This window comes from Ruegeria sp. CDSA141, assembly GCF_059612005.1.
Genome location: NZ_JBXWPT010000004.1, coordinates 154,907 through 175,746, shown reverse-complemented (window position 1 = coordinate 175,746; position 20,840 = coordinate 154,907). Strand labels below are relative to the sequence as shown.

General features: G+C 56.1%; 16 protein-coding genes and 1 tRNA gene. 7 read left to right on the top strand and 10 right to left on the bottom strand.

Translation table 11 applies throughout. The features are described from left to right. Positions 1-117: 117 nt before the first annotated feature. The 7 genes from AC2FLP_RS08770 to AC2FLP_RS08740 form a co-directional block, all read right to left on the bottom strand. A complete protein-coding gene (locus tag AC2FLP_RS08770; protein ID WP_299898131.1) occupies positions 118-1,404 on the bottom strand; it encodes a dynamin family protein in 1,287 nt (428 codons plus the stop codon). Further along, on the bottom strand, positions 1,401-3,443 hold the full coding sequence (locus tag AC2FLP_RS08765; protein WP_117873259.1) for a dynamin family protein: 2,043 nt from the start codon (positions 3,441-3,443) through the stop codon (positions 1,401-1,403). The genes AC2FLP_RS08770 and AC2FLP_RS08765 overlap by 4 nt, the downstream gene beginning before the upstream one ends. Positions 3,444-3,511: 68 nt before the next feature. Further along, the gene (locus AC2FLP_RS08760) at positions 3,512-4,384 is read right to left on the bottom strand and encodes a hypothetical protein (RefSeq protein WP_496682941.1); all 873 of its coding nucleotides are present in this window, start codon (positions 4,382-4,384) and stop codon (positions 3,512-3,514) included. A gap of 23 nt (positions 4,385-4,407) precedes the next feature. Further along, entirely contained in the window at positions 4,408-4,779 is a 372-nt protein-coding gene (locus tag AC2FLP_RS08755; protein WP_254683875.1) for a hypothetical protein, read from the bottom strand. Between the two features lie 82 nt (positions 4,780-4,861). Next, positions 4,862-6,622 (bottom strand): dynamin family protein, encoded by a 1,761-nt coding sequence (locus tag AC2FLP_RS08750; RefSeq protein WP_496682944.1) that lies wholly within the window; start codon positions 6,620-6,622, stop codon positions 4,862-4,864. A gap of 8 nt (positions 6,623-6,630) precedes the next feature. Then, positions 6,631-8,643 (bottom strand): dynamin family protein, encoded by a 2,013-nt coding sequence (locus tag AC2FLP_RS08745; protein ID WP_117873268.1) that lies wholly within the window; start codon positions 8,641-8,643, stop codon positions 6,631-6,633. Between the two features lie 2 nt (positions 8,644-8,645). Further along, entirely contained in the window at positions 8,646-9,068 is a 423-nt protein-coding gene (locus AC2FLP_RS08740; RefSeq protein ID WP_299898140.1) for a hypothetical protein, read from the bottom strand. 839 nt (positions 9,069-9,907) lie between these two features. Here AC2FLP_RS08740 and AC2FLP_RS08735 point away from each other — a divergent pair. From AC2FLP_RS08735 to AC2FLP_RS08705, 7 genes are all read left to right on the top strand, one after another. After that, positions 9,908-9,992, top strand: a tRNA-Leu gene (locus tag AC2FLP_RS08735). 472 nt (positions 9,993-10,464) lie between these two features. Beyond that, positions 10,465-11,778: an amidohydrolase family protein gene (locus AC2FLP_RS08730; RefSeq protein ID WP_496682947.1), complete on the top strand. Its 1,314-nt coding sequence runs from the start codon at positions 10,465-10,467 to the stop codon at positions 11,776-11,778. A gap of 27 nt (positions 11,779-11,805) precedes the next feature. After that, a complete protein-coding gene (locus AC2FLP_RS08725) occupies positions 11,806-12,789 on the top strand; it encodes a BMP family protein (RefSeq protein WP_496682950.1) in 984 nt (327 codons plus the stop codon). 16 nt (positions 12,790-12,805) lie between these two features. Next, positions 12,806-14,164 carry an amidase gene (locus AC2FLP_RS08720; RefSeq protein WP_496682952.1) on the top strand — a complete coding sequence of 453 codons (1,359 nt, stop codon included), beginning with the start codon at positions 12,806-12,808 and terminating at the stop codon, positions 14,162-14,164. Continuing rightward, complete coding sequence (locus AC2FLP_RS08715) at positions 14,161-15,681, top strand: ABC transporter ATP-binding protein (RefSeq protein ID WP_496682954.1); 1,521 nt, start codon at positions 14,161-14,163, stop codon at positions 15,679-15,681. The genes AC2FLP_RS08720 and AC2FLP_RS08715 overlap by 4 nt, the downstream gene beginning before the upstream one ends. Further along, positions 15,671-16,714, top strand: a complete 1,044-nt coding sequence (locus AC2FLP_RS08710; RefSeq protein ID WP_496682957.1) for an ABC transporter permease — start codon at positions 15,671-15,673, stop codon at positions 16,712-16,714. The genes AC2FLP_RS08715 and AC2FLP_RS08710 overlap by 11 nt, the downstream gene beginning before the upstream one ends. Continuing rightward, on the top strand, positions 16,711-17,652 hold the full coding sequence (locus AC2FLP_RS08705; protein WP_496670689.1) for an ABC transporter permease: 942 nt from the start codon (positions 16,711-16,713) through the stop codon (positions 17,650-17,652). Before AC2FLP_RS08710 ends, AC2FLP_RS08705 begins: the two co-directional genes overlap by 4 nt. A gap of 255 nt (positions 17,653-17,907) precedes the next feature. Here the strand turns inward: AC2FLP_RS08705 and AC2FLP_RS08700 are convergent, their stop codons facing one another. From AC2FLP_RS08700 to AC2FLP_RS08690, 3 genes are all read right to left on the bottom strand, one after another. Continuing rightward, positions 17,908-18,723: a hypothetical protein gene (locus tag AC2FLP_RS08700; protein ID WP_496682960.1), complete on the bottom strand. Its 816-nt coding sequence runs from the start codon at positions 18,721-18,723 to the stop codon at positions 17,908-17,910. A gap of 156 nt (positions 18,724-18,879) precedes the next feature. Further along, complete coding sequence (locus AC2FLP_RS08695) at positions 18,880-19,770, bottom strand: cation diffusion facilitator family transporter (RefSeq protein ID WP_496682962.1); 891 nt, start codon at positions 19,768-19,770, stop codon at positions 18,880-18,882. Positions 19,771-19,928: 158 nt separating this feature from the next. Continuing rightward, positions 19,929-20,837 carry a c-type cytochrome gene (locus tag AC2FLP_RS08690; protein ID WP_496682964.1) on the bottom strand — a complete coding sequence of 303 codons (909 nt, stop codon included), beginning with the start codon at positions 20,835-20,837 and terminating at the stop codon, positions 19,929-19,931. Between the last annotated feature and the right edge of the window lie 3 nt (positions 20,838-20,840).

The following is a 20,840-nucleotide window of genomic DNA, read 5'->3' as shown; positions in this document are numbered from 1 at the left end:
TGATTGAAAACTGAAACCCCAAATCAAGCGTGTTGGTCCACGAATTCGAAACAATAAAGGGCCGATTCCTCGGCCCTTCGAATCGCTGCATTGCAGCTCAATCTTGGCGGGAAAGCGTCAGGTACCGGTCTTTGGTTGTGCCACCGCAACCGTGCTGCCAGCCCAAGCAAGGTTGTCGCCCAACTGCGTCAGAATGCTGATTGCGTCCTTCAGCGGCGCGTCCCCGCTTTCGAATTGCAGCAGCAAAAGCAAGTCTGTCGCTTTCTCAAATTCTGCAGGAATCCAATCAGCCTCGGGATCAATCTCGCCACCTTGTTCCAGCCGTTCCGCAAAGTCTTCGACGATCTCCTGACAGCTGTGCAAGAACGCTGCCGGTTCGATGTCGGATGTTTCACGCAAATCTTCATAGATGCTCGCTATTGCGGCCAGCCAGTCCTCGAGAATGGGATTGTTCAGCGGGGGCAGGGCAGAACCCAGCGTTGACTGCATTGACGCAGTGTCATTCGAAGCAACCTCTGGCTCCGGTCCCTGTAGCGCCTCAAGATAGGGCAGGAATTCCAGCTGCATATCCTTTCGTGCAGCCTCGAGATCACTGTGGCGCCGGTTGGACGCCGCTTCCAGGACGTGTTCCGCAAGGTTCTGTCCGCCGCAGGTTTCCCAAAGCGCAAAGTCAGGTTCGGGCTCCTGAGCCATGGCACGCACCGCCACCGGCGTACCAATAGGCACAACAGCGCGGAACATTCCTTCTTTTTCCTTGTTCAGACGTGCAAGGACGCGGTCCAAAGCACCCTGCACCGGTGGGAGATCCGCATGTGTAACGGCCAGCAGGCTGTTGGCCCGCAGTTCGGGCGGCACCTGAGCCCACAAGTGGCGCTCGGTCTCGCGCCAGGCATTGGTTCCATTTGTGCACCAGATGGCACAATCGACGAATTTCAGCAGATCCAAAGTCGGCTTATATGTATCATCAAGAGCTCCCGACCCGGGAAGATCAAACAGCGAGATCTCCTTCAGAGCCGGTGTATTGATGCCAACCGATATGAAATCAGGCTCTTCCTGGGCCGCTTTTTCCAGCGCGATGCCTGAATAGGTCTTTGGTTCCTTGTCCCACCAACCGACAGTCGTTTCGGGTGTTTCCGCGTATGCGACGATCACGAGCGGCAATTTCAGATGCTGCGGGCCGGTTGGAAGAATATCCGCACCAGCCAGCATGTTCGCCAAACTTGACTTGCCTGCACCAAATTCCCCGGCGAACCCGATATTGACCGCGTTTGACAGACGTTCGGCATGGGCCAGAGCCCGCACGCGCATATCCTCCAACGCCGCGTCAGGCGTCAGGTTTTCAGTTGCGGTCAGGAAGCGCTCCAGTTGGCGTACTTCCTTTTCAGTTCCGGGAAATTCAATCATTCCGCAGCCTCTGCTTGTCTTTCATCCGCATTGGTCGTTCCAAAGACCGTTTCCAGCTCAACTGCAATACGGCGAGCCCGATCGAAAGTGCCTTGCGCTTCGGCCTGGGCGTTCAGTTCGCCCGAGCTGGATCTGTGCTCAAGATGACCAGCCAGAAGAGCCATATAATGATCAAGCACAGTGCTCAGTCTTTCCAACAGATTGTCGCGCGTGGTGTCGATCAGGTCATCCCCAATCAACTCGAACTCCTGCACGATCATTCGTTCGGCGCGCGCCACAACGCTATTTCGCGAGATCAGACGCGAAAGCCAGTTTACACGCAACTCAACCGTAATTCCACGGGTCAGAGCGGTGGTGTCCGGGCGGAACCAGCGCACGGCGCTGGTGTTCATGCGATTGTCGACTTGCTCTTGCCACCCCGGCAAAGCCCGCAAGGCGGCATTGCATTGCATGTCGATCGCATACAGGTCGCTGAGCATTCGCTGCCGTACGACTTGCGAGGCCCCCTGCACCAGTTCACGCATACGTTCGCGCAGTGGGGTGAAGTTGAGCTCGGTTTCTCCACCTTTTGCCAGCAGAGGCGACTGGCCGTCCGGGCCGCGCACGACGACAGACACGGATTCAGCAACCGTGTCATCCATGACACCGCGCAGATTTGACAGGACATCGTCCATATCACGCGTGATCTCTTGGGTCTTGTCGGCAATCAGTTTGCGCAATTCGGCAAGAGTCTTGTCGCTTTCATCGGCATTGCGGGCGTTAATGCCGTCTTCCTCTTGCAGAGCGCGCAAATGAACCTGGGATCGCTCAAGTTCCCCTCGCGCGAAGCTGTCGAGATGTTGCCAGGCCATCCGTAACTGTTCGTTGATTGGTCCGTCCGTCAAAGCTTGAGTGACATGGCGGCGCAGATCGGGCAGGCCAGACGCGATCATTGCGGCGAAACGCAGGACGGCTTCGCGGCTGATCGGTCCCGGGCCTTGTTTGATCTCGGCCACACCGTTCAGGTATTGCTGCATCTGTTCCGGGTGGGCGCGCAGCCATGCCAGAACATGATCGTGGTTCACCCCTGTTTCATCACCGGTAAGAGCATAGTGCGCCCATTGTGCGCTGCCCATCAAAACATCGATGTTCGAGTTGCCGAGCGCCTTTTCGAGCCCGTCCAGAACGTCCAGACGAACTTTGGTTGCGTCTTCTGCTCCCCCGCCCAATTCGTCCACACGGTTGATGAACACGACGATCTGTCCAAGTTCCAACGCTTGCATCAACCGGAACAGTTTCAGATCTGCGCGCGACAATGCCTGATGCGCGGACAGGACCACCACAAAGAAATCGGATTCCTTCAGATACTGTCGTGAAATCTCTTCGCGGATCAGCAGAGGATCATTCACGCCGGGCGTGTCAGTAACCGTCAGTGGAAACGGGAAGTGGCCCAGGTCAAAATAGACTTCGGCCTTGCGGGTGATGTCGCTGTAAAGCCCACGATCACTGCCTGGATCCAAAGTCCCATCCTCGGACGGATCATCCCCGGCACAGACATATCTGGCCAGGTCATCTGATGTCAGTTCGTCCAAATCGTGCTGTTGGCCCAACAGCTGTTCATAGCTGTCGCCCAGACGCCGCTGCGCCCGGACTTTCATGGCCTCGACCTGTTCTTCGATCATCTCGCGCTTGTAGCTGTCCTCGTCATCGGGAAACATGTTGCGCAGTTCTTCACCCTCGGCGATCAAAGATTGCCATTGGTAATTGTCGAAGAAATGGAATTCGGCACCTTGCGTTCTGCCGGAAGGGTGCCCGAAGTGCATATCGGTAATAACAGTTGTCCAAGGGTTAACATCCGAAGGCAAATACTCTGCCTGACCGGTAAAGCCGTTGATCAGACGCGACTTACCAGCCTTGATTTGCCCGACAAAGGCAATTGACGGTTTCAGATTGCTAAGATCACCAATGATGCGGGAAATGAACTGGCGCGTTTCATCATTGCTGATCCCGTTCATTTCTTCTGCTATGCGAATAAGTTCGCGGCGATGTGTTTCACTCATTACTCATTACCCTGGCTACAATAAAAAACAGATAGAAGTAGTCGAAAATTTGAATCCAATGGAGGCAATCATTTCTCTGCCTCCTGCAAAGAGGTCCACAGATTGACAACCGACCCCAGTTTGCGGGCTTCGTGGATGGCGACCGCGATCTGACCACGGTCACTCAGAACGGCCAGACCGGCCCCTTTTCCGCCCGTTGGCCTCATGACAATCAGCTGCGGGTCTTCAATCTCTTGCTGTGAATCACCATCCCAGCCGGCAAGATCAGCAACAAAACGGGCCAGCGTGTCCTGGTCGGGATACATCGGCTCGGATGGCTTGCACACACCTTCCAAAAGGGGTGCGGTGTCTTCCGCACTGTCTACAAAAACACGACCTGACGCGAAGCGGCTCGATGCATCAAAAAAACGTTGGGCAAGTGTTGTTGCTGCATCGGGTGTTTCCTCAGCAGGCGGACAGTCATCAACAGGTTTCTCAACATTTGGGACGACAGAAACAATCGGTTCGGACGGAAGCTCAATGGCGGCGCAGGCGTTCTCGATTTCGCTGAAGGTGATACCTACCTCATCCACTTCAAGCGCTGTGTCCGGTTTGCCCGACATCAACTCAAGCGGAGCAGGCGATATGGAGATGTCGGATACCAATCCAGCCAGTTTCTCGATCAGTTCGGCGCGTGGCTCTGTTTCAAAGTCCGGAATCTGACCGGCGGGTACCTTGAAAACATCCGTGATCCGGGAGCTGTTCACCTCAATTGCCAGACAATCCCCGTTTGCGGCGGTGAATTCCAACCGGCGCGGTAACACCGTGCCACGGATTGCCCGCAATATCGCGGATCGGCGAGCAGTTGCAGTTTCCCCTGCAATCATCACAGCCGGAGACAACCGTGCGACCGAGGTCCGCCCGATATCTTCAAGCAGGTCGAGAATGTCCGTGTCCATCATGCCGTGACCCCCTCTGGTCCCGTTCAAACCGCAGCCGCGACCGGCCCCAGACTGAGATGTGATTTAGTAAGCGCCAGCCCGACATTCGCGCTGTTGCGACAGATATAGCAAACCACATGATCAGGATATTCCTTGGTCCGCAAAAAGATGTTCAGCCTGTCTCTAGAAAAAACTGCGATTTCCCCAAAACCAGTGTTTTCTTCGTCTGCACTGCCCGCCTGACGCAAGAGTGCTTCAAACGCAGCAACCCCGCGCCCCTGAAAAAGATTGGCTACTGCCACCGCCAAAGTATCCAGTGAATCTTCGCAGTCAGGATCAGAAACAGAGCTGCCCAAAAGCATCCCTGTTTCCATGTCGATATACCCGGCTGCAATACAGTCGGGTATCGTTTCCATGGCGGAGTTCAGTGCAGTTCGAATAGACATCTAAGCCATTGTTTTCATTTGATAGTTTCTCACTATCTCGATTCGTTATCCCTTACAATACATGCCATTCCGCGCTGCTGTTTTCCTTGGCTTTCGGAATGGATTGAAGTGCCTCCTTGGTCTGCTTTTCGTTGTGTTCAATGGCGATCTGATCAAATTCGGCCAGAAATGCTTTGAATACGTTCTTCAGTCCCTCCGCGTCCTGCGGCAGGTCTTCATTCCGCGAAATCTCCTGCCACATGGTTGACGCGCTGAGCGGCGATCCAACCGCAATTTCAGGCAGGTCACTCAGAGCGGCAACGCTTCCGTCAACTGCATCGACCTGTTCGGTGGTGGCAGCTTCAATCAAACTGTTGGTTTCAGGTTCCGGCTCATAGTCGTCGGCATTGTTGCCAGTTTGAGCGGCCATCAGTGCTGTAATCGAGGAAACAGAGACTTCGATGCCACGATCTTCAGCCAAATCGTCTTGCTCGGGTTCTTCTTCTACTACGTCTCGCTCGATCGGATCTTTTTGCATCGACGTGCTCAGCGAGGCGAGCACGTCATCCGAATTGTCAACAGCCACAAGAGGTGCTGGGCTGATTTCAACCTCGTCCAAGTCACTCGGGGCGTCATCAAATTCGTCGTCCAGATCAGCTTCGAGTGACAAATCAAATTCGTCTTCGTCGTCCTGCAGGCCCGCGACATTCGCCAATTCAAGAGGGTCGTTCGAAGTATCTTTAAAGAAGGAACGCAGTTCATCACTTGTATCGGGTTCAACTGGCAGCGGTACTGGCTCTGACGCCATTTCTGCTCGCAGCCGTTCTGCCTCTTCCGCATCGATCCGAACCCGCTCGGCCTCATCAGCGCGCCGCTCGACCCGGGCAGGTCGAACCGGGAAACTGGTTACAACTGCGGCGCCTTCAGTGTTTGGCGTCCCGTCGGCCTCCATCGGGTTCACCAACCTTAATGGTGCGACTTCGTCGTGGTCTTTTTGCACTTTCGGTTCGCTTGACGAGCGGGCAGGGCGCAAGGGCTTAACTTTGGATGCGTCCGTTTGGCTTTTGTCGATCTGGTACCGAGCCAGTTGGTCGGCACGTTTGTCCATAATCTGTTCCGTGATCTCCAGGAAACTGTCGATCATCTTGCCGCCGCCGCTGCGTGACCACATTTCGGCATCGCCTGTCTTGTCCCGGGCAGTGATTGCGTCCCGAGCAGAGAACAGGATGGACCGGTTGAACAGGTGCCCCGCTTCGCGGTTTACGCGGCGCAGTACTTTTTGACGGTCTTTGAGGCTCAAGGCATCTGCCCGCGTCACCAGAAGCAAAGAATTGTGCTGTAACCGCTCGGGCAAGGAAACCCAAGTCGCGCGTTCGGTTTCGCGCCAGGCTTGCGTCGCGTGGGTGCACCACAAGACGCCGTTTGCCTGACCCACAGCACGTTGCCATACATCTGTCGAGATCTTGGGGTCGGAAATGCCGGGGGTGTCGATCAGGTCGACGGCTTCCAGAATATCGGCCTCAAGGAAGATACGGATGAACTGTGCGTCATTGACACCAACGGTTTCAAGCTGATCCAGCTCGATCAGTTCAATACTACCGTCATGGCGTTTGATATAGGGCGCTTGATTGCCCCAGCTAAACCAGACCGGTGGCAACTGGGTTGCCGTCACCTGCGTCGGCAAGGTCTGCGTTCGCAGCAAAAAGTTCATCAACGTAGATTTGCCAGCACTGAATTCGCCCATCAAGGCGAATACCGGTTTGCGGCGGGACCACTGCTCGATGCGTTCCCATGCCCTCGGAGAAACAAAGCGTGTTTGTGTATCTTTTGCCATTTTTCTACTTATGCCGCTTCGTTGCTAAGATCTTTCAGAATGTCGCCCAGAATCTCGTCCTTGGATTTCTGAGGCTGCAAGCCCGCCATCGCCGCCGCAGTCTGACCTGGGTTCTTTTCGGCAGAAGACGAGATGCTCAGCAGGGTTTCCTTCTGCTCACGCAGGAAATCTGACAGGATCGCACGGACGTTTTCGAGCACTGCCGCAATCTGGTTTTCCTCGATATCCTTGGTGATAGAATTCGCCTCGGACGCGATCAGCCGCGTGTAATCCGCCGCGTAGGCTTCAAACCCCTTTCGGCGCTGCCACCAACGTCGCCACCAGGTACTTTGCAAGTCCAGTGCGATTGTCCGGCCGATGCCAAGAGGTGGCGGAACACGAGGAACAATGGGCGCTTCAATGCTGAATTCGCCCAGATGGTTGCCAAGTATCTTATGATAAAGCGCTTCGACATCTGCAGCGGCGGTTGCGTACAACGCACCGGCATCCTTGCGCATGGCGCGGGCGAAACTGAAATAGGCGGCCTTTTGCAATGTCCTTAATCCCGCGGGATCATATTGCCACGTGCCTTGTTCGCCATTTTTTTCAAGATGCGCGATCAGTGAGTCTGTTGCGCGCTTGACGAAATTGGCCTCGGCTGAATTCAGGCGCTCCAGTACTTTGTCGCGCAACGCATTTGTCAGCTCGGCCGCTTTCTTTTCGTATTCGGCAGACACCGTATTGATCGCATCTTCAGGCGAAATACCGTCAAGATCCCGCGCAACGCCTTCACCTTCGGACAGGTTCTTGGCGACCGCAGTCGCGCGGATCTGACTGGCAATGTTACGGGCCCGATGGCGAACGCGGTCCATCAGGCGCGCTCCGGCACCGTCCGCAATACGCTCGTTCATGGCCAGCAATAGATCGGGCAAGCCGGAAAGCGCCCAAATTTTATCGAGCGAGGCCGCCTGATCACCGAATCCAGCGGCCAGGTAGAACGTATTCAAGGCCTGGCGCGATTCTTCAGTCAGAATATCCGGGTTCCCGGTCAGTGCGGCTTCGGCCCACAGCGCACTGCCAAAAACGACGCTGGTATTAGTGTCGATATTGTTCTGTTTGAGCGTGTCCTGAATGCGGTCACGGATCTCCGGGACCTGATTTACAGGATCGGAAAGCTCATCGATCCTGTTGACGAACAGGATGATCTGCCGGTTCTCGAACTGCGCAATAATGCGCATCAGAGCCATGTCCATGGTCGTCAGGGCCTGGCTTGCTGCCAACACCACAACACAGACTTCGGATCCCCGCAGGCTGCGCAGCGTGATTTGCTCACGCACCATGAACGTATCGTTCACACCGGGTGTGTCGCACAGTTTCAGCGCAATGGGGTATTGCGGAATGTCCATATACAGCTCGGCTGATTTGGTAACATCAGCAAACCGGCCCGTTTTCGGATTAATATCGGGATCGTCTTCATCGCCCAGACACACATAGCGTTGAATCAATTCTTCGTCGAAATGGTCATACTGATGGCTTTGACCCAGGATCAGGTCAAAGTGTTTACCAAGACGCTCCTCTGACTTGGCCTTCATCTCAGCGATCTGATGGCGAATGTCTTCCATCTCATCATCTGCGCCGGCACGATTGGCCAATTCACCAAGACGACCGCCGCCGACCATCAGGTTGTCCCATTCTTCCTGCTCAAAAAATGTGAACTTGGCCTTTGTATCACCCGGCGGGCGTGTGTTGATGTTCAGGGTCGTAACCACCGAGGTCCACGGATTGACGTCTGACGGCAGCAGGGCAGGGCGCCCGGCAAGAATATTGACGATCGAGGATTTTCCGGCCTTTACCTGGCCCACCATCGTGATGCTGGCGGTAAAATTCTCCATCCGGGTCTTGAGCGTAGCCAGCCGTGCCGAAGAGCGCGCATCAGCCACCTCTGTCAGTTGATCTATCTGAGCTGTCAGTGAAGCCATTGTTTCCGTCATCGGTGCCAGTGCTTCGTTGCCGACAGACAAAAGGTGATCGTTGCGCGCCATGCTTAACCTCCGGTTCCCGTTGCAGCAATTTGGGGCACATGCGAACCACGGCCCGCCGGAATGCTTGTCAGAGTGTCGATGCGCGCGATCAGGTCCAATGCATTGCCCAGAATTTCGGCTTCGGCCCGAGGTGAAATAGTTTCGTACGATTTGGAATCGGCCAGTACTTCAATTGAGCTGAAGCTGTCTCCATTCTCGAGGCACGCAACGCGGCGCCCGGTCGGGAAACCTTCGGATTTTGCGGCGGGCAGCGGCATGCGTGCATTCGCCAGCAGATAGTGTTCACCGGAATGAGTGCGAAGCGAAATACCAAAGCCTGTATTCGGATGGTCGCGATTCAGAGTCTTGAGCTCACCAAGGAAGCTCTCACGAGCAAAGAAGACAGCTTCTTGCTCGGCGGCAGCGGATGGATTCAGATCGGTCACAGCAGAAAGCCTTGTATTGGAGTTGAGCAAAAAACTCGTACCGGCGCCAAAGTGGCAAAAAGACTCATTAACTCCTGAGTACAACAAGTACCTTCAAGGCGGTGTTATTTTGGCGCGAATAAGATTTTTTAGCGGTTGAATTGTGGCGGCAATGTGGTGGCCCGCTCATAACAATGTCTCAACCGATGCGGGTATAATAGGGCGACAACCTTGGATAGTGAAACGATTGGCAAGGTTGCATATAGTGATAGTCGTGGGAGCCAAAAGAGTTAAAGGGGGTGCCTTTTCAAGAGCATTCGAATGACTTGGAGGCTGATGGCCAGTTGGATTCAGACTTTTTAATAAAATCAAATATTTATGCTTTGAACTTTGTGGGATGTTTAGGTTCTGAGGAGAAAAAGCATATGTCCAAGTGAAACCAGAGATACAAGGTGCGATGGTTTTCTGGATCAAACTGCAACAATTCTGGACCTTTGCGTCTAGGTTCTCCACGCAAGCTTTTTGGCGTAAAGCCTGGCCGGAACGATTGGTGTTTATTCAACGTTAGCGCGTTTCCAAACGGTTCGATCGTGCAAGGCTACAACCTGTGAGCCAAACGCCAGGAAACAACGTCATATTGGTGGTTTCAAACCGGCAATAGGTTTTTTGTCTGTTTTCAGACGCCGTTCGTTTCGCTGCCACTGCGCTGGTTGCCATGACAACAAGGTCGAAAGTGGGTTGCGGTGCTCGGCCATATTGCTTGGCAGGTCACAAACTTTGTTTTCCTCGAATTTTACCTCTCGCACTCCTAAGCAAGCTTTGTTATTGAGCGCTTCATTCCGGCGCTAGTGCGCTCGGTTGCGGGTGTGGCGAAATTGGTAGACGCACCAGATTTAGGTTCTGGCGCCGCAAGGCGTGGGGGTTCAAGTCCCTCCACCCGCACCATCATAATTTACCATAATCATACTTATGCGAATATCTCGTGTAGCGGGGCACATTTGTTAAGTGCCCTTAAAAATGAGACTCCTATTTTGAGACTCGATTTACTGAGAAGTTCTGGAACACTGCCCCGTCAGATTGGAAGCGCGAGTCAGGCGATGTTGAGGATGTGTCGCTCGAACTGATCATAGGTATCGCGGCAACTGGGACATTTCTACTTTGCACAACCAGTGACACTTCTACTTGGTTGCAACACCTCGCTTGTCCTCTGTCATCAATTACATCCTTCTTCTCCAAGTTGGAGCTTGAAGAAGATGTCTCGCAGGTGCGTGCATATCTACAGATGGAAATCCAATCGATTGGCTTCCATCGTAAGCGGCCGCGAGGCCGGCGCAGTCACCAGTTCAAAAACACCGCAAAAATAAATGGCAATTTTCTTGAATACTTTTACCATGTGGTCAAATTAGGGGGCAGATGAATGTTCGACATCATCATCAGACAGGCCAGCTTGCCGGATGGCCACGAACCGGTGGATATTGCAATCAAGGGCGACCGCATTGCGGAAATTGCCACTGACATCAAGGGTGAGGTGCGCGAAGAAATCGACGCAGCGGGCCACTTGGTTTCGCCTCCTTTTGTCGACCCGCACTTCCATATGGACGCCACCCTGAGTCTCGGGTTGCCACGTATGAACGTCTCGGGCACGCTTTTGGAGGGCATCGCGCTTTGGGGTGAATTGAAGCCCCTGCTGACACCCGAGGCGGTGATCGAACGGGCCATGCGATATTGCGACCTGGCCGTGTCGCAGGGATTGCTGGCCATCCGTTCGCATGTGGATGTTTCACCAACCCCGTTGGTGGGTGTTGAAGCTCTGTTGGAAGTGCGCAAGCTGATTGCCCCCTATATTGACCTGCAATTGGTGGCATTCCCGCAAGATGGCCTTTTCCGATCGAGAGACGCAGAGAGAAACCTGATCCGGGCGCTCGATATGGGCGTCGATGTCGTGGGCGGGATTCCGCATTTTGAACGCACGATGTCGGAAGGTGCCCGATCGGTCACAAGGCTGGCCGAGATCGCGGCGGACCGCGGCCTGATGCTGGACCTGCACTGTGATGAAAGCGATGATCCGATGTCTCGCCACGTAGAAACGCTGGCCTTTGAGACCACGCGCCTCGGGCTCGGCGGTCGTGTGACTGCAAGCCACGTCACCGCGATGCATTCATACGACAATTACTATGCCTCGAAGCTCATTCCGCTGATCGCGGAAAGCGGCATGAATGTTGTACCGAACCCGCTTATCAATATCACGCTGCAAGGTCGCTCAGACACCTATCCGCGCCGCCGTGGCCTGACCCGCGTGCCAGAATTGCGTGCGGCGGGTGTGAACGTTTCCTTCGGGCAGGATTGCACCATGGATCCATGGTACTCGCTTGGGTCCGCCGACATGCTGGAAGTGGCCCATATGGGCGTGCATGCGGTGCCGATGACATCCCGCGAAGCGATAGAGTGGGCTTTTTCATCCGTTACCCAGAACGGTGCCAAGACCATGGGTCTGCCTGACCCCACAATTCGCGAAGGTGGCCCTGCCAACATGGTTGTACTGCAAGCACGTGACCCGATTGAAGCTGTTCGCATGAAAGCCACACGCCTTGCCGTCATCAAAAACGGAAAGGTGCTGGCCCGCACGGAACCACGAATGGCCGCGCTTGCGTTGCCCGGCCGCCCCACGACCCTGGATCCTGCCGATTACGCGCCCAGGCCCAAAACTCAGGAAGCTCAAAAACAAGAATAACTGCCACCAACAGAAGAGGATACTCCAATGAAACTCACCACAACACGTCGTCAACTGATGGTCGGCGCTGCGGCCACGCTGGCCCTGCCGGCTTACGTCCGCCGCGCGAATGCACAATCTGCGACCCGCGTTGCCGGCGTGCATATGTCTCCGGTCGAAAATGCCTGGAACAGCCGTATCCACGTGGCAATGCAGGAGGCCTCCGATGCTGGCCTGATCGAGTATGAGTTCTCTGAAGGCGTGGCACCAACCGACTATCCCCGCGCGATGCGCGAGTATGCAGAAGGTGGTGCGCAGATAATCTGGGGCGAATCCTACGCCGTGGAACGCGAAGCACGAGAAGTGGCAGGCGATTATCCCGATACCGCCTTCCTCATGGGCTCTTCCGGCGGACCGGGCGGGGACAATTTCGGCGTCTTTGGCACCCGCAACCACGAGGCGGCCTATCTGGCCGGAATGCTTGCCGGCCAAATGTCGGAAAGCAGTGTTTTCGGTTCCGTCGGCGGTTATCCGATCCCTGAGGTGAACCTGCTGATCAATGCTTTCCGGATGGGCGTCAGTGAAGTGAACCCTGACGCCACCTTCCTCAACGGTTTTATTGGAGCGTGGTTTGATCCGGCCCGAGCGCAGGAGGCAGCAATTGCCCAGATCGATGCGGGTGCGGATATCCTGTTTGGTGAACGGATCGGTACGGCGGATGCGGCTCAGGCGCGTGGTGTGAAAGCCATCGGTTCACTTATCGATTATACACCGCGCTATCCCGGTACGGTCTTTGCCAACGCGATATGGAACTATGGGCCAACTATCGAAGCCATCGTGGCGGACGTTCAGACGGGCAATCCCACCGGGCGCAACTACACGGAGTATTCCTTCATGGCCCATGGCGGCAATGAGCTGATCTATGTCGCCGACGAAGTGCCTGCTGATGCCATCCCGGCGATGGAGGCCAAACAGGCTGCGATCCAATCCGGTGAATGGGACGTTCCGATCGACGAAAGTGAGCCCTCCTGATTCTGAGGGCGTTGACGTGACCGATGCCACGGCCCTTGCGGCTTCCATCATGGCGAGGCAGATCTCTGCCAGCGAGGTGATGGAGGCAAGCCTTTCCGCCTGCCACGCACAGGCAGATTTGGGGGCCGTGGTTTTTTTGGATGAAGACATGGCCCGCGCGGGGGCAAGGGCAGCGGACGTCTTGCCACCTGACCAGCGCGGGCCCTTTCATGGGGTTCCTTTTTTGGTCAAAGACCTCGGCGGATCTGCAAAGGGGCTGCCAGCCGCTGCGGGATCCGCGGCTATCCGGGCGCGCGGTCGAAAACCCGATAGAGACAGTCACCTATTGGGGGATCTACGCCAGACTGGCCTGATATCCTTCGGCTTGACCGCGACCCCTCCTTTCGGTCTTTCCCTGACATGCGAACCAGATGGCATCGCTGCTACTAGCAATCCATGGAACCCCGCGTTGACGCCCGGTGGTTCATCCGGCGGCGCTGCGGCAGCGGTCGCAGGTGGTATCGTTGCCATTGCCCATGCTACGGATGCGGCCGGGTCCATCAGAGTACCTGCCGCGTGCTGCGGTTTGACCGGGCTTAAGCCGTCTCGTGGTGCGGTGCCCGGAGGTCCTGATTTTGCCAATCACCTGATGGGGATAGCCTCTGAACTGGTGTTGGCACGGTCGGTCCGTGACGTGACAACCGCCCTTGGTGCCGTAGTCCAGCCAATGGCCCCGGTGCATCTGCCAGAACGCCCCCGTGTCGCGGTGGCATTGCCGGATCGTTGTGAAGCGGCCCAAAGCAAGGCCGCGAAAGATGCGGCCGACGCGCTGCGCGATGCTGGCTGTGAGGTGCGTGCCATCCGTTCTCCCGACCGGCTCGGGGTTGAGGCCCATGAAATTGCCCGAACCATATTGGCTGTTTCCTTGGCTGAGTGGCTCACTGCACTGGGGATCTCTGATGATCAGGTGCCCCCGCTTGCCGCCGCCATGGCTGCGGAGGGCCGTGCGACACCTGCCACCGTGCTTTTTGCGGCCGTGCGACAGCTGGCGCGGCTGACACATCGTTCTTGCCAGCTCTTCAGTTCCGCTGATGCCATCCTAATGCCGGTCCTCTCGTCTGCGCCGCCCATTGTCGGCACTTTGGACCTGTCTGGCGCTTCTCCTGATGAACACATGGCGCGGCTGGAGGCTTTTGCCCCAAACGCAGCACTTGCCAATGTAGCAGGCTTGCCAGCTTTGGCGTTGCCTTTTGGCATGGCAAATGGCCTTCCACTCGGTGTGCAACTGATCGGACCGCCCGGCGCGGATTTTGCGCTGCTGAAACTCGGCAAATTGATCGAGACCCGCGCGCCCGAACTTTCCTTTCCGTCCCCAATCGCAGGCCTGCCCGCATGACCAATGTTCTGGAGCTACACAACATTACCAAGCGTTTTGGAACGCTTGCCGCCAATGATGATGTGACCCTTACACTGGCCGAGGGTGAAATCCTTGCGCTGTTGGGTGAAAATGGCGCCGGTAAAACGACGCTGATGAACATCCTGTTTGGTCATTACGCAGCCGATGAAGGCACTGTCAGGGTGTTCGGCAAAGAGCTGCCACCCGGCCTGCCGCGCGCTGCAATCGAAGTGGGTGTGGGGATGGTACACCAGCACTTCACGCTTGCCGGAAACCTCACGGTTCTGGAAAACGTCATTCTTGGTTCTGAACCCATGACGCGCGCACGATCCGCTCGGGCCGCCGCCCGCAAGAAATTGTTGCAGATCGCTGATCGGTTCGGTCTGCCCGTGAACCCCGATGCCAAGGTTCGGTCGCTGTCCGTGGGTGAGCGCCAACGGGTCGAAATTCTGAAAGCGCTCTACCGTGACGCTCGTATACTGATCCTGGATGAACCTACTGCCGTTCTGGCCCGGCCCGAGGCAATGCGCCTGTTCGAGACGCTGCGCGACATGACGAAAGAAGGTCTCTCGCTTATCTTCATCAGCCACAAACTGCATGAGGTTATGGCGGCTTCTGATCGTGTGGCCGTCCTTCGTGGCGGCAAGATGGTGGCGGAACGGAAAACCTCTGAGACCAACCCCGGTGAGCTGGCGGAACTGATGGTCGGCCGAAAAGTGGAACGCCCCGTACGTCAAGACCACGAGATCGGCGCGCCAGTTTTGATCGCAAACGATGTGCGCGTGGAAGAAGACGGTGAGTTGCGGCTGGATGACGCGTCATTCACCGTCCATGCTGGTGAGATCCTTGGAATCGTCGGTGTTTCAGGTAATGGGCAGGCTTCCCTTGGCGGTCTGTTGTCCGGATTGATACACCCAAGCGCCGGGCAGTTGACACTCCTGAACAAGGATATCGGCCATCTGGGTCCGCGTGGCATGATCCAGGCTGGCGCTGGCAGGGTGCCCGAAGACCGTCATGCAGAAGGTGTCGTGGGTGAGTTGAGCCTGTGGGAAAATGCAGTTCTTGAACGACTGCGCACACCCGAGTTTTCGTACCGCGGCTTTGTCCGACAACGCGCCGCCCGAGAATACACCTCAGGGTTGATCGAACGTTTTGACATCCGGGGTGCCAGCCCGGACACGCGAACAAGGCTGCTGTCTGGCGGAAACATGCAAAAGCTGATCCTGGGACGGGTCCTGACCAACGGGCCGCGATTTGTGCTCGCCAACCAGCCGACGAGAGGCCTTGATGAAGGGGCAATTGCCGCAGTTCATGCCGAGCTTCTGGCCGCACGGGCCGAGGGTGCTGCGATCCTTCTCATTTCAGAAGAACTGGAAGAAGCCGTAGCTCTTTCAGACCGGATACAGGCGATCGTCAAAGGTCGTTTGTCGAAACCGATATCCGCTGATGAGGCTGACCCACAACGCCTTGGCCTGATGATGGCAGGTGTCTGGAAGGAAGATGACGATGCGGCTTGAACGACGCACACAAGTGCCGCTGCACCTTGTGGTTATCGCGCCGCTGGCCGCGATCTTTACCGCATTGCTTTTGGCTGCGGGCCTCATCGCGGCTGCGGGGGTAAACCCGCTTACGGCTTATAGTGAAATGCTGACTGGCGCACTTGGCTCACGCCTTGCGATTACCGAGATGCTGACCCGCGCCACGCCGCTGATCTTCACCGGGCTTGCCGCTGCTGTCGCTTTTCGTGCGCGGCTTTGGAACATCGGCGGCGAGGGGCAGTTCTTTGTCGGCGCGCTGATTACCGCGTGGATCGGGCATTCACTCGGGGTTCCCGGATGGATTGGTATTCCGATTTTGATGCTGGCAGGCATGGCAGCGGGCGCGGCCCTGTTGGCAGGCCCCGCGTTTTTGCGCCTGCGTTTCGGGGTGGATGAGGTGGTAACAACCCTGCTGCTCAATTTCATAGTAATCCTTTTCGTCGGCCTCATGATCGAAGGCCCGATGCGCGATCCGTTGGCTTTTGGCTGGCCCTCTTCCGTACCCGTAGTTGTTGATTTCCGATTGCCTGATCTGATCCCCCGCACGCGTCTGCATATAGGGCTGCTTTTTGCCATCGCAGCGGCCGGTGCCGTTTGGCTGATCCTGGCGCGTACTGTTTTCGGGGCTGAAACACGCGCCGCAGGTTTTAACGCCAGTGCTGCTGCCTTTGCCGGAATTTCTCTGCCCCGAACGATTATGGGTGTGGCTCTGCTTTCGGGCGCTTTGGCGGGGCTGGCAGGTTCCGTCGAAGTCTTGGGTGTTACAGCGGGCGTCACCACAACGATGAGCCCGGGATTCGGCTATGCCGGCATTGTTGTCGCGATGCTCGCCGCGCTGCATCCGGCCGGCGTGGTCGCCGCCGCCGTGTTCGTCGCCACTGTTTTTGTCGGGGCCGACGCCATGAGCCGCGCGACGGGCGTTCCCAGTTTCATTGCCGATGTGATCGTGGCGGTCTGTCTGCTCACCATGATCGTGGCCCTTCTTTTCACAACCTACCGGGTGCGCCGATGAATGAAGCAATTGATCTGCTGCTGAATACCAGTCTCTGGGCGTCCGTGCTGCGTATTGCAACGCCGCTCATATTTGGCGTCCTTGGTGCATTGCTCTGTGAACGTTCAGGTGTGCTCAATTTGGGGATCGAGGGGATCATGACCATGGGTGCGATGAGCGGTTGGCTTGCCGTTTACCTGGGCGCACCTTTGCTGGTAGGCCTGATGATTGCGGCGATTTGCGGCGCGGTGATGGGATTGCTGCACGCCATGCTGACGGTCCCGCTTGGGTTGTCGCAACACGTGTCGGGGCTCGGCATCACGCTGTTTGCATCCGCGCTGGCCTATTACCTCTACAGGTTACTTGTTGAAGTGGGTGATCTGCCCCCGACAATAGAACCATTCCAGCCACTCGATCTTCCGGGTCTTTCCGATATCCCCATTTTGGGACCGATCCTGTTTTCCCAGGCTCTGCCGACTTATCTGGCGCTCTTGGCGGTGGCTGTGATGGCCTATGTCCTTGCTCGGACCCCGTTGGGACTGGCCATTCGCATGACTGGTGAAAACCCGCATGCGGTTGAGGCGCAGGGGTTGAACCCCATTCGCATCCGCATCGGTGCAGTCGTTGTCGGATCAGCCTTGATGGCAGTGGGAGGCGCCTTCCTGACGACAACGGCGTTCAATAGCTTCTTCCCGGGCATGGTTCAGGGGCGCGGTTGGATCTGCATAGCGCTTGTAGTCTTCGCAAGTTGGCGGCCCGGTAAGGCGCTGATCGGTGCCGTGTTGTTTGCGTTTTTTGATGCATACCAATTGCGGCTGCAAACAGCGATTGAAGGCGTACCATATCAGCTTTTCCTGATGGCGCCCTATGTGCTTTCCATAGTCGCGCTCGTCCTTGTCGCCCGCAGGGCCGAGGTGCCTGCTGCGCTGATGGCACCTTATCGGCGCGGTGAACGTTAGAAACACGTTCACAGCCAGTGGATGACTGGTCATCCAAGCGCAAAAGGGGCAGGAAATACATGAGACATCGGGTCATGGCCGGTTGCGACAGTTGTGCCTGTGCCTTTCGTGTTTGACGGGATCTGGCGTCAACACCTTGGGCAAGAGGCCATTGATCGCAATGCAGCGTGTCAATAGCCGGTGACAATGGCGATAAGAAAAGGCGGCCTCTGACGATGAACAGCCGCCTTGTGACTTTCGACCTGACGTTGTTGCCTAGTTGGCTACCGACTGCAGTCTCCGTCGATCAGCGGCGGTTGCATTTCTCTCAACAACAGTACGGTTGAACGGGTCCTTCAGTTCGTAGCGGCCAAACTCGATCTCTTCCTTCCAGCCATTGGCATAGTTTACTTGAATGTTGTTGCCCTGACGTTCAACTTTCGTCGGGCGACTTCCCGCAGCTCCTCCTTGGCCGGACGAGCGCACGTTGTCGATTGAGATACCATCTGCCAATGACCGGAGCCTCGAGACATCAGCGCCTGTAGCTGGCGGTTCTTCCACAGTGCGATTCTGAGCATTCTTTCTTTCATATCGACCGTTTTCGATTTCTTCCTTGGTTCCATCGGCGTAGCGCACTTCGATGCCGTTCGCGTTGGTCTCAAACTTTGTTATCCTGGCTGACCGTGATGACCCGCCCCCTGCCCGGGACTGATCCTTTTTGCCGCTGCCTCGGTTCGAACGCTTCGAGTCGTCGTCATCATCGTCGCGACCACTTTTGCCGGATCCGGAATTTTCGTCCCGATCTTCGTCGCGGTCATCATCCCTGTCGTCGTCGCGATCATCGTCGCGGTCACCACCGCTACCACTGTTGCCCGACCCCGAGTTGTCGTCCCGTTCGCCCCCACGATCATCCCCCCGATCGTCATCGCCACCATCCCCGTCTTTTCCGCTGCCACTTTTGGCAAAGGCATAGGCTGGTTCAAGTTGCAGGCGACCTTCCGCGTCAAACTTCGGTACGTAAGGCGTCGCAACAATCAACGAAGCCAGTGCTGCGGTGCTAAGAAGCTGGCCCAGTTTTCCTTGAAGTTTCATTTTTTCGCCTCCAGTTCTGTTCGACCCATCTCATGGTGCCAGTGACAGATTACCCAGGGCTTTGCTTCCCGACATCGGGCTTAGGTCTGATGAATTGCAGGCCGAACGTCCAAGCCAAAACCACGACATCCGTCGTATTCGATTGCACCGAGTGGTTTAAGAAACTTGGCTCGGTTTTGCTCCGTTGCCTTTCAACTCGTCATCGGGTTCCAGATGAATAACAAAGACAGAACCAGGATAAACGCGTTCCAATGCCAGTTCGACTTCATTGCATATGTCATGCGCCGCGCTGACCGACATTGCGCCATCCACAACGAGGTGGAACTCGACGAAGATGATATTTGCGGATCTGCGTCCCTTTAGGTCGTGACACTCCAGAGCGGCCCCCATATTGTTTTCAATGGTGCTGGAAACTATCTGCAAGTCATAGTCGGAAAGGCTTACATCCATCAGGCCATCAACGGACGCACGAATAACTTTCCATCCTTCCCACAGAATGTTCAGCGCGACGAGAATTGCAAGGATCGGATCAAGGATCAGCCAGCCAGTGACAAGCGCAAGTAAAAGCCCAACGACAACGCCAATTGATGTTATCACGTCGGTAAAGATGTGTCGGGAACTTGCCTGCAATGCAGGCGACCCCTCGCGCCTTCCGATCTTGAGCAACAAGTAAGCCCATACACCATTCACGCCGGTTGCGATGATGTTAATGACAATTCCAAGCAGCGGCGCATCTTCAAGATGTGGGTCAGGCAGCGCCAACACTGCCTCTCTGATGATCAGAAAGGCGGCGAGCACAATCAACACGCCCTCAACGACAGCGGAAAGATACTCGGCTTTCTTGTGACCAAAGGGGTGGTTTTCGTCCGGTGGCTTGCTTGCAACCCGCACGGCGGAAAACGCAAGCAGCGCTGCGACTACGTTCACTGTGGATTCCATCGCGTCCGACAGCAGAGCCACTGAACCTGTCAGCCACCAAGCCAGTAATTTCAGGGCCAATACGGCTATGGAGATCGGGATGGACCAAAGAGCGAATTTCTGTGTCATTTGGCCAAGACCCTCGATCAAACGTCAACGAAAACTCGTGCGATAAGTGAATTTTCGTGCTCAAGACCTAAAACAGGTGATGGAGACAAAGGGAAGAGAAGCGTTGGGTTTTCTGCCCAAAATCATCTGGGTATCCGCATTACAGCCTCAATCACCGGTCACTCTGATGAGGGCTCAATCGGTGGCACAGGAACGGCTTTGAGATAGGCGGCAATCGCGAAGCGCTCGTTATCGCTCAATCGGGAAGTGTTCTCGATCACTTCAACCATTTCACCCCCGGCGCTGTCATAATCCGGTGTAAAGCCCGACTTCAGATACTCCGCGATGTCAGCTTCCGACCAATCGAGCTGATCTGCCGTGAGGCCGGGTATGCGCCCTTTCCCGCCAGGATTGGGCGCGCCTGCCAGCCAGAGGTCACGTTTCAAACCACCCAACCCGTTTCTTGGCGTGTGGCATTCGGCGCAATGTCCCAGCGCCTCTACCAGATACCGACCTTGAATTTGCTGGTCAGTCAGGTCGCCTTCTACAACCCAGCCCGGCTCCAGATACAACAGTTTCCATCCGCCCAGCCCCCGTCGAATGTTAAACGGGAAACCGACTTCATGCGGGAAGCTTTCAGTGGCAACTGCCGGAAGGGTGGCAAGGAATGCGTGGAGCGACGCGACGTCTTCTGCTGTCATATTTGAGTAAGATGTATAAGGAAAAGCCGGAAAATAGTGCTGTCCTTCGGGTCCGGTCCCATGAAAAAGTGCATTGGCCAGATCCAATGCGGACCAGGACCCGATACCTGCAACCGGATCACTGGAAATGTTCGGGGCTATGAACGTGCCGAATTCCGTCTCAAACCGACGACCACCAGCGAGTTCGAGCATTTCCTCGCCAGCGGCGTTCGGCGTAGAGTGGCAGGACGCACATCCCGCCGCGTAAAACACCACCTCACCTCTTTCGGGATCAGGTGTAACACTGTCCAGTAGGGTCTGATCAACTCTTTTTGGGCGGGTCAGCACCAGACCGAACAGCCCGACCAGAACTGCAATAACTGCGGCGAAAATGAATAAACGCCGCATGGC